The sequence below is a fragment of the Streptomyces sp. PCS3-D2 genome, assembly GCF_000612545.2.
Taxonomy (GTDB): domain Bacteria; phylum Actinomycetota; class Actinomycetes; order Streptomycetales; family Streptomycetaceae; genus Streptomyces.
Genome location: NZ_CP097800.1, coordinates 1,367,597 through 1,384,159 on the forward strand (window position 1 = coordinate 1,367,597; position 16,563 = coordinate 1,384,159).

General features: G+C 71.8%; 16 protein-coding genes. 4 read left to right on the forward strand and 12 right to left on the reverse strand.

Annotated features, from left to right (window positions below; translation table 11 throughout):
- Positions 1 to 32 precede the first annotated feature (32 nt).
- Together murJ and AW27_RS05695 are read right to left on the reverse strand one after the other, a co-directional pair.
- On the reverse strand, positions 33 to 1,700 hold the full coding sequence (murJ, locus tag AW27_RS05690; protein WP_037915749.1) for a murein biosynthesis integral membrane protein MurJ: 1,668 nt from the start codon (positions 1,698 to 1,700) through the stop codon (positions 33 to 35).
- Positions 1,697 to 2,866: a lipid II:glycine glycyltransferase FemX gene (locus AW27_RS05695; RefSeq protein WP_037915746.1), complete on the reverse strand. Its 1,170-nt coding sequence runs from the start codon at positions 2,864 to 2,866 to the stop codon at positions 1,697 to 1,699. Before AW27_RS05695 ends, murJ begins: the two co-directional genes overlap by 4 nt.
- A 224-nt stretch (positions 2,867 to 3,090) precedes the next feature.
- On the opposite strand from AW27_RS05695, the gene AW27_RS05700 reads away from it, so the two are divergent.
- Complete coding sequence (locus tag AW27_RS05700; RefSeq protein WP_037915742.1) at positions 3,091 to 4,284, forward strand: L,D-transpeptidase; 1,194 nt, start codon at positions 3,091 to 3,093, stop codon at positions 4,282 to 4,284.
- 131 nt (positions 4,285 to 4,415) lie between these two features.
- Complete coding sequence (locus AW27_RS05705) at positions 4,416 to 6,014, forward strand: CocE/NonD family hydrolase (RefSeq protein ID WP_037915736.1); 1,599 nt, start codon at positions 4,416 to 4,418, stop codon at positions 6,012 to 6,014.
- Between the two features lie 45 nt (positions 6,015 to 6,059).
- On the opposite strand, the gene AW27_RS05710 is transcribed toward AW27_RS05705, so the two are convergent.
- The 9 genes from AW27_RS05710 to AW27_RS05750 form a co-directional block, all read right to left on the reverse strand.
- Positions 6,060 to 6,803, reverse strand: coding sequence for an amino acid ABC transporter ATP-binding protein (locus AW27_RS05710; RefSeq protein WP_037915733.1), 744 nt, complete (start codon positions 6,801 to 6,803; stop codon positions 6,060 to 6,062).
- Between the two features lie 147 nt (positions 6,804 to 6,950).
- Complete coding sequence (locus tag AW27_RS05715) at positions 6,951 to 7,391, reverse strand: DUF6278 family protein (RefSeq protein ID WP_037915730.1); 441 nt, start codon at positions 7,389 to 7,391, stop codon at positions 6,951 to 6,953.
- Positions 7,392 to 7,494: 103 nt separating this feature from the next.
- Entirely contained in the window at positions 7,495 to 8,280 is a 786-nt protein-coding gene (locus tag AW27_RS05720) for an exodeoxyribonuclease III (RefSeq protein ID WP_037915728.1), read from the reverse strand.
- Between the two features lie 36 nt (positions 8,281 to 8,316).
- Entirely contained in the window at positions 8,317 to 8,949 is a 633-nt protein-coding gene (locus tag AW27_RS05725; RefSeq protein WP_037915724.1) for an MBL fold metallo-hydrolase, read from the reverse strand.
- 45 nt (positions 8,950 to 8,994) lie between these two features.
- The gene (locus AW27_RS05730; RefSeq protein WP_037915722.1) at positions 8,995 to 9,588 is read right to left on the reverse strand and encodes a hypothetical protein; all 594 of its coding nucleotides are present in this window, start codon (positions 9,586 to 9,588) and stop codon (positions 8,995 to 8,997) included.
- Complete coding sequence (locus tag AW27_RS05735; protein WP_037915719.1) at positions 9,585 to 10,763, reverse strand: ROK family glucokinase; 1,179 nt, start codon at positions 10,761 to 10,763, stop codon at positions 9,585 to 9,587. The genes AW27_RS05730 and AW27_RS05735 overlap by 4 nt, the downstream gene beginning before the upstream one ends.
- Positions 10,760 to 11,719, reverse strand: a complete 960-nt coding sequence (locus tag AW27_RS05740; protein ID WP_236647435.1) for an ATP-binding cassette domain-containing protein — start codon at positions 11,717 to 11,719, stop codon at positions 10,760 to 10,762. The genes AW27_RS05735 and AW27_RS05740 overlap by 4 nt, the downstream gene beginning before the upstream one ends.
- Positions 11,686 to 12,720 carry an ABC transporter permease gene (locus AW27_RS05745; RefSeq protein WP_037915716.1) on the reverse strand — a complete coding sequence of 345 codons (1,035 nt, stop codon included), beginning with the start codon at positions 12,718 to 12,720 and terminating at the stop codon, positions 11,686 to 11,688. The genes AW27_RS05740 and AW27_RS05745 overlap by 34 nt, the downstream gene beginning before the upstream one ends.
- A complete protein-coding gene (locus AW27_RS05750) occupies positions 12,717 to 13,727 on the reverse strand; it encodes a sugar ABC transporter substrate-binding protein (RefSeq protein ID WP_078555779.1) in 1,011 nt (336 codons plus the stop codon). Before AW27_RS05750 ends, AW27_RS05745 begins: the two co-directional genes overlap by 4 nt.
- A gap of 259 nt (positions 13,728 to 13,986) precedes the next feature.
- Between AW27_RS05750 and AW27_RS05755 the strand changes: the two genes are divergently transcribed.
- A complete protein-coding gene (locus tag AW27_RS05755) occupies positions 13,987 to 15,000 on the forward strand; it encodes a Gfo/Idh/MocA family protein (protein WP_037915714.1) in 1,014 nt (337 codons plus the stop codon).
- A gap of 87 nt (positions 15,001 to 15,087) precedes the next feature.
- Here the strand turns inward: AW27_RS05755 and AW27_RS05760 are convergent, their stop codons facing one another.
- Positions 15,088 to 16,053: a DMT family transporter gene (locus tag AW27_RS05760; RefSeq protein ID WP_052030019.1), complete on the reverse strand. Its 966-nt coding sequence runs from the start codon at positions 16,051 to 16,053 to the stop codon at positions 15,088 to 15,090.
- Positions 16,054 to 16,151: 98 nt separating this feature from the next.
- Between AW27_RS05760 and AW27_RS05765 the strand changes: the two genes are divergently transcribed.
- A complete protein-coding gene (locus AW27_RS05765) occupies positions 16,152 to 16,520 on the forward strand; it encodes a hypothetical protein (protein ID WP_157840143.1) in 369 nt (122 codons plus the stop codon).
- Positions 16,521 to 16,563: the final 43 nt, after the last annotated feature.

The window sequence follows — 16,563 nt, forward strand, 5'->3', positions numbered from 1 at the left end:
TATCCCAAGGCGTTCTTCGGCTTCTCCTCCCGCTACCGGCCGGTCTTGCGCCGCAGGGAGTCCAGCAGGTCGGTGATCTCGGCCAGGCGCAGCGGCCGGGCAAGGAGGACGACGAGCAGGACGAGGGCCGCGGTTCCCGCGCCGACGGCGGCGAAGTCGCCGAAGCGCTCGGCGGCGCGGGCGGCCACGTGGGCCGCGACGGCGGCGGGCGCACAGGCGGCGAGCAGCCGCAGGTGGGTGCGTACGGCGGTGGCGGGGCGTGCGGTGCGGCTGCCGGAGCGCGGGCCGAGCCGTCGCGCGAGGGCGTATCCGGTGACGGCGGCGCCCGCGAGGAAGGCGGCGGAGGAGGCGGCGGCCATGCCGGTGACCGCCCAGCGCGGGGAGAGCAGGAGGTAGGCGGCGGCCGACAGTCCGGCGTTGAGGGTGACGATGACGAGGTTGAGGAAGAAGGGGGTGCGGGTGTCGGAGAGGGCGTAGAAGCCCCGGGAGAGCACGTACTGCGCGGAGAAGGCGACCAGGCCGGGGGCGAAGGCCGCGAGCATGCCGGCCATGACCTCGATGTCGGCGGCACCGGTGCGCCCGTACCCGAAGACGCTGCCCATCACCCAGGGGGCGAGGGCGGCCATGAGGGCGGCGGCGGGCACGACGAGGGCGGCGCTGGAGCGCAGTGCGGAGGAGACGTCGCGGCGGACGGCGCCGAGGTCGCCGTCGGTGGCGGCGGAACTCATCCGGGGCATCAGGGCGGTGACGAGGGACACGGTGATGATGCCCTGCGGGACGACCCACAGCTGGTAGGCGTTGCTGTAGGCGGTGTAGCCGGCGCCGCCCGCGAGGCCGGCCTCGACCGCCCGCTGTCCGGTCGCGGTGGAGAGCCGGGTGACGACCCAGTAGGCGATCTGGTTGGTGAGGACGAGCAGGACGAGCCAGCCCGCGTTGCGCAGGGGGCGGCCGAGGCCGCTGCCGCGCCAGTCGAAGCGGGGGCGCCAGCGGAAGCGGGCCGCGCGCAGCGACGGGACGAGGGCGAGGGCCTGGACGACGATGCCCGCGGTGGTGCCGAGGCCCAGGAGCCGGGTCTCGGCGGCGGTGAGGCCGCCGGCGGCGTCGTGGGAGACGTACAGGAACAGCCCGAAGACGGCGATGATGACGACGTTGTTGAGGACCGGGGTCCACATCATGGCGCCGAACCGGCCGCGGGAGTTCAGCACTTGGCCGAGGAGGGTGAAGAGCCCGTAGAAGAGGATCTGGGGCAGGCAGTAGCGGGCCAGGGCCACGGTGGTGCTCGCCTGGGCACCGCTGTAGCCGGTGTACGCCGAGACGATGAGCGGGGCGGCGAGGACCGCTGCGGCGGTGAGGGCGACGAGGGCCGCGGTGCAGGCGGTGAGCAGCCGGTCGGTGTAGGCGGCTCCGCCGTCGGCGTGTTCCTTGGCGGCCCGGACCAGCTCGGGCACGAAGACGGCGTTGAGCGCTCCGCCGACGAGCAGGATGTAGATGATGTTCGGAACGGTGTTGGCCACGGCGTAGCCGTCGCCGAGGAGTCCGGTGCCCAGCGCGGCGACGACGACGGCGGAGCGGATGAAGCCGGTGGCGCGGGAGACGATCGAGCCGGCCGCCATGAGCGCGCCGCTGCGCAGCACCGAGCTCTGCGCCGGTGCCGCGCCGTCGGCGGCGGGGCCGGCCGGTCTGGTGTCGGTGGCCGTCACCGGCGGGCCAGGTAGGCCTGGAACGCCTTGTGGAGCGTCGCGTTGGCGACTCCGTCCATCGGGATCTCCCATTCACCGAGCGTTTCGACGACCTGCCCGCCGGTGCCGAGCTTCCAGCGCAGCAGCCCGAAGGAACGTTCGTCGGGGTCGAGGGTGGAGGGTACCCCGCGCATGTCGTACTCGTCGGCACCGAGGGCGTGCGCATCGCGCATCATGCGCCACTGCAGGGCGTTGCTGGGCCGCACTTCGCGCCGGTGGTCGGCGGAGGCACCGGTCTGGTACCAGACCCTGGCGCCGGTGCTGATCATGGTGTGGGCGGCGAGGATCTCGCCGCGGTGGACGGCCAGGTAGAGCCGCATCCGGCCGGGCTGTTCCTCGTTCAGGACGCGGTACTGCTGCTCGTAGTAGGCGAGGGAGCGGCCGAGCCGGAAGCCGTCGCGCTCCTCGGTGATCCGCAGCAGCCGGTAGAACTCGGGCAGGTCCGCGGGGGTGCCGAGAACGGTCTCCACTCCTGCCTTGTCGGCCTTGCGCACGTTGCGCCGCCACTCCTGGTTGAGGCCTGACCACAGGTCGTCGAGGGAGCGCCCGGCGAGCGGGACGCGGAAGACGTGGCGGGGCTGGGCGTCGCCGTCGTCCTCGCCGCCGCAGCGCTTCCAGCCGCGGGAGCGCAGCCGGTCGGCGAGGGCGGCGCCGACCGGGTCGACCTCGGTGGCGAGGACGTCGGATATCCGGCGGCCCGCTCCGGTACCGGCCTTGGCGGCGGCGGCGTCCCAGCGGCGGTAGGCGGGGCTGGGGCCCATGCGGACGGCGAAGGCCCCGGCGGCGCGCAGGTGTCGCTTGAGCGGGTCCAGCCAGCGGTCGATGCGCGGGTCGGCCCAGTCGGCGACGGGCCCTTCGGGGAGGTAGGCGAAGTATTTGCGGGTGCCGGGAAATTGCCGATAGAGAACGAGCCCGGCACCTTCGATCTCGCCCCCGGGCGAGTGCCATCCGACCATTTCCGAGCGCCAGAGGTCCTTCACCCGGGCCCAGGACGGGTGCTGGAGAAAGCTCGCCGCCCGGGTCCGGCAGAGGAAGGCCCGGTATTCGGGGAGGGACAGGGTGCGCACCCGGAGCTCCTGATCCTGGTCCTGGTCCTGCCGGGCGGGGGTAACGAGCAGTGCGCACACGGCTGACGGCCTTCCTGTTCGTCGTGCGGGGTCGTTCACAGGACTCTCACAGCCGCCCGTGACCGGAGTGCGCGGCGCATGTGACCGGACGATGACCGTTTCGCTGCGGTCCACGTCACAACGCGGAGGCCGAGCTTTTCCGCTGTTTGCGCAACCTAAAGTCGTCCCGTTCCCATCCTCATGTGCGAACGCCCATCACCACCACGACTCGAAGGGGCCCTTCGTTGAGCCGCACACGCCGCACCGCCATTGCGGGCACCGCACTCCTGGCCGCCGCGCTGACCGCCTGCTCGGGCGGGAGTGACGGCGGAAGCGACGGCAAGGGCAAGGACGAACCGAAGTCGAAGGCGCCCATGGCGGTCTCGGTGAACCTCACGGGCGATCAGGTCAAGGCGGGCCAGCCGGTGACCGTGACCGTCGCCGAGGGCAAGCTGGCGCAGGTGAAGGTGACCGACGCCAAGGGCGCGGAGCTGCCCGGCAAGATAGCCGACGACGGCAGGACCTGGACCTCGGAGCGCAACGCCCCGCCCGGTGCGGAGTACAAGGTGGAGGCGCAGAACACCGAGAGCCAGAGCGCCGTCACGCAGTTCACGACCAGCGCCGCCGACCGGGTGAACAAGGTCTCGATCAACGTCCCCAAGGGCAGCACGGTGGGCGTGGCGATGCCGGTGTCGATCGTCTTCGACAACCCGGTGACGAACAAGGCCGAGGTGGAGAAGCAGCTCAAGGTCACCACGTCGGACAACACCGAGGGCTCCTGGGGTTGGATCAAGGACCACTCCGGCAACGACCGTGTCGACTGGCGGCCGAAGGACTACTGGAAGTCCGGCACCGAGGTGAAGGTCGAGATGAACCTGAACGGTGTGGACTCCGGCAAGGGCGGCGGGTTGTTCGCCCGGGACTACAACACCGAGTTCAAGATCGGCAAGGACCGCCGGGTGCAGGTCAGCCTCGACACCAAGAAGCTGACGGTGACCGAGGACGGCCAGGCGCAGAAGGCGATCCCGATCTCGGCCGGCACTCCGGGCGGCAAGAAGGCGTCCTGGTCCGGGAAGATGGTGATCATGTCGAAGGAGGGCACCATCCGGATGGACTCCCAGACGGTGGGCCTGGACAACGCCTACGACAAGATGGTCGATTACTCGATGCGGCTCACCTGGTCCGGCATGTACGCGCACGCCGCCCCGTGGAACGAGGCCAACTTCGGTCGGACCAACAGCAGTTCCGGCTGCGTGGGGATGAGCGACGCCAACGCCGCGGAGTTCTTCGCCCAGTCCCAGATCGGCGACGCCTTCGAGGTGGTCGGCGCGGGCTCCAAGGGCAACGCCGACATCGGCAACGGCTACGGCGAGTGGAACCTCTCCTGGGACCAGTGGAAGGCCAAGAGCGCCCTGTCCGCAGCCCCGCAGAACGGCTGACCCGCGGACCACGCTGCTGACTTTCGTTCAATTGTTACCACCACGTAACTTACCGACGGGTTACCTTCGGTAAGACGCTCCCGTTACCGTCGGGTCACTTTCAGGACTCCGGTGCACGCGAGGAGCGACCGATGGAACGCACCACCACCGCCGCGGCCGTGGCGGCACTCCTGGCGGCGACCGCCCTGGGCCTGGCCCCCCACCAGGCCCAGGCGGCACCCGTACCCGCCGCGGCCACCGTGTCCGCCGCCGCGCGGACCGCCGCCGCAGACCTACGCTTTCACGACATCCCCGGCTCCGACGGCATCACCCTCAAGGGCAACGTCTTCACCCCGGCAGGAGCCCAGAGCGGCCGGAAGTATCCGCTGATCGTGCTGCCCACCAGCTGGGGGCTGCCGCAGATCGAATACATCGCCCAGGCCAAGAGGCTGGCCGACTCCGGCTATGTCGTGGTCTCCTACACCTCCCGCGGCTTCTGGCTCTCCGGCGGCCGCATCGAGGTGGCCGGGCCGCCGGACGTCGCCGACGTCTCCGCCGTCATCGACTGGGCCCTCGCCCACACCCCCGCCGACGCGGACCGCATCGGCCTGGGCGGGGTCTCCTACGGCGCCGGCATCACCCTGCTGGCCTCCGCACACGATCCGCGGGTCAAGGCGGTGGTCGCCATGAGCGGCTGGGCCGACCTCATCGAGTCCATCTACTCGGGCCGCACCCAGCACCTCCAGGCCGCCGGGCTGCTCGGGGCCGCCGGATACCTCACCGGCCGCCCCGGCCCCGAACTCCAGTCGATCCTGGGTGACTTCCTCGGCTCCCGGCTGGACCGCGAGCAGCAGATGATCGAGTGGGGCAGAAAGCGGTCGGCCTCCGAGCAGGTGGACCGGATCAACGCCAACGGTGCCGCGATCATGCTCGGCAACGCCTGGGGCGACACGGTCTTCCCGCCCAACCAGTACGCGCAGTTCTACGAGCGGCTGACCGGCCCCAAGCGGCTGGAGTTCCGCCCCGGAGACCATGCCACGGCCGAGGGCACCGGCCTGCTCGGCCTGCCCAACGACACCTGGAACAACGCCCACCGCTGGTTCGACCGCTACCTCAAGGGGGAGCGCAACGGCGTCGACACCGAGGCCCCGGTGCAGATCAAGTCCCGTAGCGACAACGGCTACGAGGGGTACGCCGACTGGGCCTCGGTCGGCTCCGGCGGCACCGAGAGGATCGCGCTCTCCGACAGCGAGCACCTGTTCGCGAACATCGACTCCGGGGCCAACGGCGGCGTCGTACTCCTCTCCAGCGTCCTCGACCAGTTCTTCAAGGCGCCCCCGATCGCCTCGATCCCGCTCCTCCCCCGCTCCTTCGCCGCCGTCTGGCGGTCGGGGCGCTACGACGAGGCCCGCCGGATCCGCGGCACGGTCCGGCTGCACACCACCGTCACGCCCACCAAGGGCGACGGCACCTTCGTCGCGTACCTCTACGACGTCGGCCCGCTCGGCGTCGGCAAGCTGGTCAGCAACGCCCCGTACACCTTCCACGGCAAGACCCCGGGCCGGGCCTTCGGCGTGGACCTGGAACTCTTCTCCACCGCCTACGACGTGCCCGCGGGCCACCGGCTCGCGCTGGTCATCGACACCGTCGACCCGCTCTACATCGAGCACAACCCCGCCGGCGCGCAGCTGACCTTCTCCTCGCCCCAGGGCGACCCCAGCTACGTCTCGGTACCGCTGCGCGAGCGGTGATCCCCGGCGGCGGCCGGGCCCGGACGGCCCGCCCTCCAGAAGCCCTCAGTGCTTGAGGATCTTGGAGAGGAAGTCCTTGGCCCGGTCGCTCGCGGGGGCGGTGAAGAACTCCTCCGGGGTGCGGTCCTCGACGATCCGGCCGTCGGCCATGAACAGCACGCGGTGGGCGGCGGAGCGGGCGAAGCCCATCTCGTGGGTGACCACGACCATGGTCATGCCCTCCCGGGCGAGCTGCCGCATGACCTCCAGCACCTCGTTGATCATCTCCGGGTCCAGTGCGGAGGTGGGCTCGTCGAAGAGCAGGGCCTTCGGGTCCATGGCGAGGGCGCGGGCGATGGCCACGCGCTGCTGCTGGCCGCCGGAGAGCTGGGCGGGGAACTTGTCCGCCTGGTCGGCGAGGCCGACGCGCTCCAGCAGCTCACCGGAACGCCGGTCCGCCTCGCCCCTCGCCCGACCGCGGACCTTGACCTGCGCGAGCGAGACGTTGGCCAGGACCGTCTTGTGCGCGAACAGGTTGAAGGACTGGAAGACCATCCCCACCTCGGCGCGCAGCCGGGCCAGCTCCCTGCCCTCGGCGGGCAGCGGCTCCCCGTCGATGAGGATCGTGCCCGACTCGACGGTCTCCAGCCGGTTGATCGCCCGGCACAGGGTGGACTTCCCGGAGCCGGAGGGCCCGATGACCACCACCACCTCCCCGCGGCCGACGGTGAGGCTGACGTCCCGCAGCACGTGCAGCGGTCCGAAGTGCTTGTTGACGTCCCGCAGCTCGATCAGAGGATCGACGGCCATGCGCTGCCCTGCCCACTCGGTGTCGGATGCCGGCGAGCGCAAACTATCCAGCCGTGGAAGCCACTTCGCCGCGACACGCCGTCCGCCGCCGCGAGCCGAGGTGCGCCGCGGTGCGCCGCCGTCTGCCGCGGCGGGCCGCGGTGCGGGTCAGCCCTCGGAGGCCTCCGCGTACGCCTGGCTGAGCTCGGGGGAACCGGTCATCGCCCAGGACACCCCCGACTCGATGACGTTCAGCTCCCGGCCGGAGGCCAGGCGGATCACCGGCTGGCCGTTGGGCCACACCTGCCAGGCCGCCCCCGGGACGGTCCGGACGATCACGGTGCCGAGGTAGAAACCCGCGTCGTTGCCGAGCCAGGGCACCACCTCGGGGTCCCGCCGCCAGCGCGGCATCAGCTGGTCGAGGGAGTCCAACGAAGCCGGGCTCCCGTCGAGTTCGAGCCCGGCCGCCCGTGCGTGGACCCGCAGCATCTCGCACTCCGAGAACAACTCGGCGACGCCCTCGGGGTCGTCCACGAGGGCGTCGGCGAGCCCCGCACGCTGTTCCGCTCCACGCCGGTTCAGCCAGTTGTCCAGGAAAGGGATGTTCATACCGCCCAGCGTCGCACCAGGATCCGCCGCTGGCCACAGGGCGCGCCTGGATCCGCCGCCCCGGATCGGCCGCCCGGGACCGGCCGCCGGCGGGGCTCCGGGCCTACCGGTCGAGATCGAGGTCGACGACGACCGGTGCGTGGTCGGAGGCACCCTTGCCCTTGCGCTCCTCGCGGTCGACATAGGCGTCCGTGACGGCCTTGGTGAAGGGCTCGTTGCCGTAGACCAGGTCGATGCGCATGCCCTTGTTCTTGGGGAAGGCGAGCATCCGGTAGTCCCAGAAGGTGTACGGCCGGTCGTACTTCAGCGCGCGCGGGAAGACGTCCGAGAGGCCGACGGCGCGCAGCGCCTCCAGGGCGGCCCGCTCGGCCGGGGTGACGTGGGTGAGGCCCTCGAAGACGGCCGGGTCGTACACGTCCTCGTCGGTCGGGGCCACGTTGAAGTCGCCGAGCACGGCGAAGGGGCGCGGGCCGGCCGCGTCCTCGGTGACGGCCGCGGCCAGGGAGCGGAACCAGTCCAGCTTGTAACCGTAGTGGTCGTGCTCGACCTCGCGGCCGTTGGGCACGTACACCGACCAGACCCGCACCCCGCCGCAGGTGGCGGAGATCGCCCGGGGCTCCTGGACGCCTTCGTAGTCGGGGCCGCCCGGCAGCCCGGTGACCACGTCGTCCAGGCCGACCTTGGAGAGCAGGGCCACGCCGTTCCAGCGGCCGGTGGCGTTGACGGCCGCCTCGTAGCCCAGCTCGCGCAGCTCCTCGTGCGGGAACTGCTCCGCCGAGCACTTGGTCTCCTGGATGCACAGGACGTCGGTGCCGGAGCTCTCCAGCCAGGCCAGCAGGCGCGGCAGCCGGGCGGTGATGGAGTTGACGTTGTAGGTGGCGATACGCATACCCGCCAACCTACCGCCCGGCACCGACAGCGACCGTCACAGCTCGGTGCTGTCCCCCGGGGCGAGCCGCCCGTGGTCGGTGCCGCCCAGCGTGTCCAGGGCGACGTCGTAGATCGGCCGGGCGATGTCGGCGAGGTAGGCGTCGTGGATGTCCAGGGCCCGGCGCGGCGCGACCTCGCGGAGGTAGTCGATCACCTCGGAGACCTTGTTCCAGGGCGCGTGCACCGGCACCATCAGGGTCTCCACCGGGACCCCCGGGACGGTCAGCGCGTCGCCCGGGTGGAAGAGGGACCCCTCCACGAGGTAGCCGACGTTCGTGACCCGCGGCATGTCCGGGTGGATCACGGCGTGCAGCTCGCCGTGCACCTGCACCCCGAACCCGGCCGCGGTGAAGGTGTCGCCGTGGCCGACGGTGTGCACCCGGCCCGGGTAGGCGGGGGCCAACCGCTCGGCGACGCTGCGCAGGGTCCACAGCCCGGCCGCCGGATTCGCATCGAGGGCGGCCCGCAGCCGGCCCTCGTCGAAGTGGTCCGGGTGTTCGTGGGTGACCAGCAGGGCGTCCGCCCCGAGACCGGCGTCCGGTTCGCTGAAGGCGCCCGGGTCGATGACGAGCGTGCGCCCGTCCTTCTCCAACTGGACGCAGGAGTGCAGCCGCTTGGTGAGCTTCATGATCCCAGGCTAGTACCGCGGCGGGCCCGTTTCACGAGCCGGCGTTCACGGGGTGGCCGTGGAGACCACGTAGACCTTCGGGTGCTCGGGGTCGGTGAGGTCCACCGTGATGTCCCGGTCGGGACGCGGGTCGGCCTGCTCCAGGCTGGTCCCGTACCAGGTGGCGCGGGGGCTCCAGCTCCAACCCGCGACCTCGGCGTCGTGGGGCGATATGGTGACCTCGCCGCGGACCAGCTCGCCGCGGCCGGTGCCGACGGAGGCGAGGAAGGCGTCCAGGTCGGCCGGGGTCACCGCGAACTGGGTGAAGAGCCGGCTCGTGCGCCAGTTGTTGGTCTCCAGGAACCCGACCTTCCAGGCCTTCGACGGGATCGGCACCTCGTAGATGCTGCGCTGCACCCGGGAGGGCCAGCCGGGGCGCACCTTGGACGCACCGACCTTGGCGGCCTTGTCCCGGCCGCTCTCGCGGCTCTGCTGGGTGGAGATCGCCAGGTAGCCCGCGGGCACGCCGATCAGCAGCACGATGATGATCGCGGTGATCCAGCGGCGCTTGACGACGTGCCGGCGGTCCTCGGCGGCGGGCGCGGGCGTGCCGCCCTCGTCGGGGGCCGAGGCCTGGTGGGGCAGGGTGGGCGGGTTCACGGCTGGTCCTGGTCCTGGTCCTCGGGTGCGGCGGTCTCGCGTCTGCGGGCGAACTGGCCGAGTTGGGCGTAGCGCTCGTGGCGTTCGACCCGTCGGCGGGTGGCGCGGCGGAAACGCCGGGCGACGAGCCGGGCGAGGTCGGCGGCGCCGACCATACCCGCCTCGGGGCCGAGCTGGGCCTTGGTGATACGGGCCTCGGGGCGGTAGCCGCGGCCGGTGAGGTGGCGTCGGAAGGCGTCCCGGGCGGGGCCGATCAGCAGGTCGTCGGCGGCGCTGACGCCGCCGCCGATGACGAAGCAGGACGGGTCGAGGGCGGCGGCGAGGTTGGCGATGCCGACCCCGAGCCACTGGCCGATGTCCTGGAGCAGCTCGACGCACATGGCGTCGCCCTCGCGGGCCAGCTCGGTGATCAGCGGCCCGGTGATCTCCGAGACGTTCCCGCCGACCCTGGCGATGATGTTGTACGCCACCGGGGAGTCGGCGGCGGCCAGCTCGCGGGCCTCGCGCACCAGGGCGTTGCCGGAGCTGTACTGCTCCCAGCAGCCGCGGTTGCCGCAGGGGCAGCGGTGGCCGCCGGGGACGACCTGCATGTGGCCGAACTCGCCGGCGACCCCGTAGCGGCCGCGCTTGACCTGGCCGCCTTCGAGGATGGCGCCGCCGATGCCGGTGCCGAGCGTGATCATGACGAGGTGGTCCTCGCCGCGTCCGGCGCCGAAACGCCATTCCGCCCAGGCGGCGGTGTTGGCGTCGTTGTCGACCATGACCGGGACCGCGAGCCGGGCCTGGAGGGCGTCGCGCAGGGGCTCGTCGCGCCAGGCCAGGTGGGGTGCGAAGAGGACCCGGGAGCGGTCGGCGTCCACCCAGCCGGCCGCGCCGATGCCGACGGCGTGCACGTCGTGCCGGTCGGAGAGGTCGAGCACGAGCTCGACGATGGTGTCCTCGACCACTTTGGGGCTCTTGGACTTGTCCGGGGTCTCGGTGCGGATCTTCTCCAGAATGATCCCGTCGGCGTCGACGACCCCGGCCATCACCTTGGTGCCGCCGATGTCGATGCCGACGGTCGGGACGCGCGGGGCGGTCAGGTGCGACCGCCGCTCGCGGGTGCCGATGGTGCGCAGGACGGTGCCTCGCGCCGACCCGCGGTGGGTGAGCGTGAAGTCCCGGTACGTGCTCATCGAGTCGTGTCGTCCCTCGTGGGTGCGGTGGTGCGGGTGGCCTGGTCGGTCGGGCCCGCCGGTCCGGTGCGGCCGGCTCCGCGGGCCGCGGCGTCCGTGACGCCCGGTCCCGATTCTGCCACCCGCTCCAGTTCGTGGCTCAGCTCGTCGAGCTCGGAGCCGCCCGCCATCTGGCGGGTGAGCTCGTCCAGGGTGATCGAGTCGCGGGTGTGACTGCCCGCCATGGTGCCGCGCTTGAGCAGCACGAAGCGGTCCCCGACCAGGTGCGCGTGGTGCGGGTTGTGGGTGATCAGGACCACACCGAGACCGGCGTCGCGGGCCGCCGCGACGTACTTGAGGACCACGCCGGACTGCTTGACCCCGAGGGCCGCGGTCGGCTCGTCGAGTACGAGGACCTTCGCCCCGAAGTACACGGCGCGGGCGATGGCCACGCACTGGCGCTCGCCGCCGGACAGGGTGCCGATGGGCTGGTCCACGTCGCGCAGGTCGATGCCCATGCGCAGCAGCTCGTCGCGGGTGGTGCGGCGCATGGCCTGCACGTCGAGGCGGCGCAGCGGGCCGCGGCCCTTCGTCGGCTCGGAGCCGAGGAAGAAGTTGCGCCAGACGGGCATGAGCGGGACCACGGCGAGGTCCTGGTAGACCGTCGCGATGCCGCGGTCGAGGGCCGCGCGCGGGTTGGCGAGGACCGTCTCCTCGCCCTCGATCTCGAAGGTGCCGGCGTCGTGCCGGTGCAGCCCCGCGATGATCTTGATGAGGGTGGACTTGCCGGCGCCGTTGTCGCCCAGGACGCAGGTGATCTCGCCCGCGGAGACCTCCAGGGAGACGTCCTGGAGGGCGCGGATGTTGCCGTAGAACTTGCTGACCCCGGTCAGCTTCACCAGGGCGGTCGTCCCGCCGCCGGCGGTGGTGGCTCCGATGGTGGTCACTTGCTCGCCTCCGCCCGCTTGCGGACCCATGCGTTGAGCAGCGTGGCCAGCAGGAGCATCGCGCCGAGGAAGAACTTGAACCAGTCCGGGTTCCACTGCGCGTACACGATGCCGTTGCTGGTCATGCCGAAGATGAAGGCTCCGACCGCCGAGCCGATGGCGGAGCCGTAGCCGCCGGTCATGAGGCAGCCGCCGATGACCGCCGCGATGATGTAGAGGAACTCGTTGCCCACGCCCTCGCCGGACTGGACCACGTCGAAGGAGAAGAGGATGTGCTGGCCGGAGATCCAGGCGCACAGGGCGACGCCCATGTAGAGGCCGATGCGGGTCTTCACGACGGGCACGCCGACCGCGCGGGCCGCGTCGGCCCCGCCACCCACGGCGAAGATCCAGTTGCCGGCACGGGTGCGCAGCAGGATCCACGTCGCGACGGCGACCAGGGCCAGCCACCACAGGACGGTGATCTGGAGGGTGACCGAGCCGATCTCCCACTTCGAGGCGAAGAGGGCGCGGGCGGAGGGGAAGCCCTCCATGTCGGCGATGGACTTGGTGGAGACCGTGCCGCTGATCAGCTTGGTGAATCCGAGGTTCAGACCGGTCAGCATCAGGAAGGTGCCGAGGGTGATGATGAAGCTGGGCAGCTTCGTGCGCGTCAGCATGAAGCCGTTGAAGAAGCCGATGGCGAGGGTGACCAGCAGGGACACGCCGACGCCGACCCAGACGTTGGCGGTCATCTGGTAGCTGAACATCGAGCTCACCAGGGCGGAGGTCGTGACCATGACACCCGCCGAGAGGTCGAACTCGCCGCCGATCATCAGCAGCGCCACGGGGACCGCCATGATCCCGATGGTGGAGGCCGAGTACAGGATCGTGCTGAGACTGGAGGCCTGCAGGAAGGTGGGGGCGACGATGGAGAAGAACACGAAGACGGCCACGGCGCCGACCACCGCGCCCAGCTCGGGGCGCGCGAGCAGCCGGCGCAGGAGCGAGGCCGGGGCGAGCCGTTCGTCGACGGCGGTGGCGGCGGTCATCGGCTGCCCCGCTCGATGTACTCCTCCAGCTCGGCTGCCTGGGCTGCGGTGACGATCTGCGGTCCGGTGAGCACGGGACGTCCGCCGCCGAGCACGTCGGCGTTGTAGCGGTAGAGCCACAGCAGGTCGATGGCCTCGTATCCCTGCAGGAAGGGCTGCTGGTCCACGGCGAAGCCGAGGGCGCCGGACTTCAGGTCGCGGGCCACCGACTCGTTGAGGTCGAAGGTGTCGACCTCGGCCTTGCTCCCGGCGGCGTCCTTGGCCTTGACCGCGGTGGGGGCGAAGGGTGCACCGAGGGTGAGGATCGCGTCGATGGACGGGTCGGCCTGGAGCTTGGCCTGGACGGCGGCCTGCACGGAGGGCATGTTCGTGCCCTCGACGTACAGGTTCTCCATCTCTCCCGGGAAGGTCTTCTTCGCGCCGGCGCAGCGCTGCTCGTGACCGACGTTGCCCTGCTCGTGCAGGACGCAGACGGCCTTCTTGCGGCCGCGCCGGCCCAGCTCGGTGCCGACGGCCTCGCCCGCGACCGTCTCGTCCTGGCCGATGTGCGTGAGGGCGCCGTACGCGGCGGACTGCGCGGAACCGGAGTTGACCGTGATCACCGGGATGCCGGCCTTGACGGCCTTCTGGACGACGTCCTTGAGGGCCTCGGGCTTGGCCAGGCTGACGACGATCCCGTCGACCTTCTGGTCGATGGCGTTCTGCACGAACTGTGCCTGCTGCTGGGCCTGGTCGTCGTGGGAGTAGACGAAGTTGATGTTGTCCTTGGCGGCGGCCTCCTTGGCCCCCTTCTGGACGATGTCCCAGAAGGTGTCGCCGTCGCCCGCATGGGTCACCATCGCGAAGGTCCAGCGCGGGGTGGAGACGGCCGGCCGGCCCGCCTCTGCGGCCTTCGCCCGCTCCTCGGCACGCTTGCCGCCCGTACTGCTGCAACCCGCGAGCGAGGCCCCCAGCGCCGCCGCGAGCACGGCGCCCACGACGCGTACCCCTGTCCGAACCCTAGCCACGTCGCCGCGCCCTTCCCTCGTGCATCTCGTCCGTCTCGTCCCTCTTGTCCGCCGCCGCGTCCGTCCCGCGCGCTGCGCCGTCCGTCATGATTCGGTCATTCCGGTTTCAGCCGCCCAGTATCCGCCACAGTGGACCATGAAGGGCCATCGGGGCATGCCCCCGCAGACCGACACGGCGGGATCGCTGCTCAGCGCGCGAAATCCCCAAGATCGATGCGAGCGGATTGACAGGCTCCGCCGACCGGGCCAATTTGAATCCATGCGCATCGGGCTTATCGGAACTGGCCGGATCGGCTCGTTCCACGCGGCGGCGCTCGCCCGCCACCCGGAGGCGGGCTCGCTCCTGCTCGCCGACTCCGATCCCGCGCGGGCGGCACGCCTGGCCGACCGGCTCGGGGCCACGGCCGCGCCCTCCGTGGAACAGGTCTTCACCTGGGGCGTGGACGCGGTGGTCGTGGCCTCCTCCACCGACGGTCACGCGGAGCTGGTCGTACGGGCGATCCGCGGCGGCCTGCCGGTGTTCTGCGAGAAGCCGGTCGCCCCCGACCTCGCCCGCACCCTGTCCGTACTGCGCGAGGTGTCCGCCCTCGGAGGACTGCTCCAGGTGGGCTTCATGCGCCGCTTCGACGCGGGCTACCTCACCGCCCGGGAGCTGGTCCGCTCCGGAGCTCTGGGACGGCTGCACACCGTACGGACGACGACGGCCGACCCGGCACCGCCCGCCGCCGACTACCTGGCGGCCTCGGGCGGCCTGTACCGGGACTGCATGGTGCACGACTTCGACATGGTGCGGTGGGTGACCGGGCACGAGGTGGTGGAGGTGTACGCGGCCGGATCGGACGCCGGGCCGCCGCAGTTCCGGCAGACGGGTGACGTCGACACGGCCGCGGCCCTCCTCACACTGGACGACGGGACCCTGGTCACGGCGACCGGCACCCGGTGCAACGGCGCCGGCTACGACGTGCGGATGGAACTCGCCGGGGAGCGGGACCAGGTCTCCGCCGGGCTGGACGACCGGACCCCGATCGCCTCGACCGAACCGAACGGGCCGCCGGCTGCGAGCAAGCCGTGGACCGGCTTCCTGGAACGCTTCGGCCCGGCGTACGAGGCCGAGCTGGACGCCTTCGTACGCCAGGCGCGGGGCGAGGGCGAGAACCCCTGCGACGGGCGGGAGGCCCTGGCCGCGCTGCGGGTCGCGGAGGCCTGCGAGCTGTCGCGGCGGGAGCGTCGCCGGGTCCGGCTGGAGGAGCTCCCGGACCTGCCGGATCGGTGACCGGTTCGACAGCCGCATCGGTGTGCAGGGCATCCGGCCACCCTACGGCGGTGATCCCCGGCTGACTGCGGCGCTTTCCGGCCACGCTCAGGGGGCGGGCGCGGAGGCGACGGCCCGGCGGCCCCAGGCGGTACCCGCGAGCACCAGGACGGCTCCGGCGTAGCCGAGGGGGCCCAGGTGCTCACCGCCGACGGCGACTCCGGCGACGGCGGCCCACAGGGGCTCGGTGCCGAGCAGCAGGCTGACCCGGGAGGGGGAGGTACGCCGTACGGCCCACATCTGCACGAAGAAGGCGAACAGCGTGCAGAAGACGGAGAGGAACGCCAGGCCCGCCCACTGGGCGGGCCCGAAGCCGGCGGCGGCCCACGGTGCGGCGCCGGTTTCGGGCAGGGCGGCCAGCAGGGCGAAGACGAGCACGGCGCCGCCGAGCTGGACGGTGGTGAGGGAGAGGGAGTCGGTGTCCTGGACGGCCTTGACCCGGGCCATCAGCAGCACGTGCAGGGTCCGGGCGAGCGCGGCCCCGAGGATGAGCAGGTCACCGAGGCCGGGCACGGTGAATCCGGCCCCGGTGCCCTGCGTGAGCAGCAGGACGCCGAGGACGGACGCGGCGGCGGCCCCGAGGAAGCCGGCGGACGGCGCCTGTTTCCTGATGGCGGCCTCGGCGAGCGGGGTGAAGATCATGGTCAGGCTGATGATCAGCCCGGCGTTGGTGGCGGAGGTGTGGACGACCCCGTAGGTCTCCAGCAGGAAGATCCCGCCGAGTACGAGCCCCAGCAGCCCGGCGCCCCGCAGCTGGGCGGGGCTCAGCGCACGCAGCCGCGCCCATCCGGCGAGAACCAGCACCGGCAGCACGACCGCGAACCGCAGCACCAGCACGGCGATCACGGTGTGCGCGGTGGTGATCCCCTTGGCGGCGAGATAGCTCCCGCCCCACACGACGGCGACGGCCAGCACGGGCAGATCACCGCGCCAGGCCCGGCGGGGAGCGGCGACGAGGGGTGGCACGGCAACGGTCACGGGAGTCTCCAGCGGGCGCTCAGGGGGTGGAGACATCGACGGCTCGCACGGTTGCGGGGCACACCGTACCGGAGCCGATCATGCGGGGCGACCCGTTTCCGGGCCGTCCGCTTGCGACCCGTAGCATCGGGCCCATGGCTGATCTCTACGCCGTGGACCTGGCGTTCGACCTGCTCGACACCACGCCCGACGCCGTACTCGCGGAGGTGCGCCGCCAGCTGACGGGGGACGGCCTGCTCTCGCCCCGGGGCCCGGCGTGGCGCGTCGGCGGCATGCTCGTCGGCGAGTTCGGCCCGGCGGAACGCGACGGCTGGGCCCTGACGGCCCGCCAGGAGATCCACGAGGAGCAGCTCCCGGCCCTGGAGGACCTCCTGCTGCTGCTCACCCCGCACATCCGCCCGCCGGGCCCGGTCGGCCGCATCCGCCACTACGAGCACGAGGCCCCGGACCTCCTGGTCCTGCGCGAGGGCCGCGTGGTCCAACTGGCCCTGGACCGGCGGTAGCCGAACGCAGGTCGCACCCCGTCCACGGCCCTACGGCGAGCTC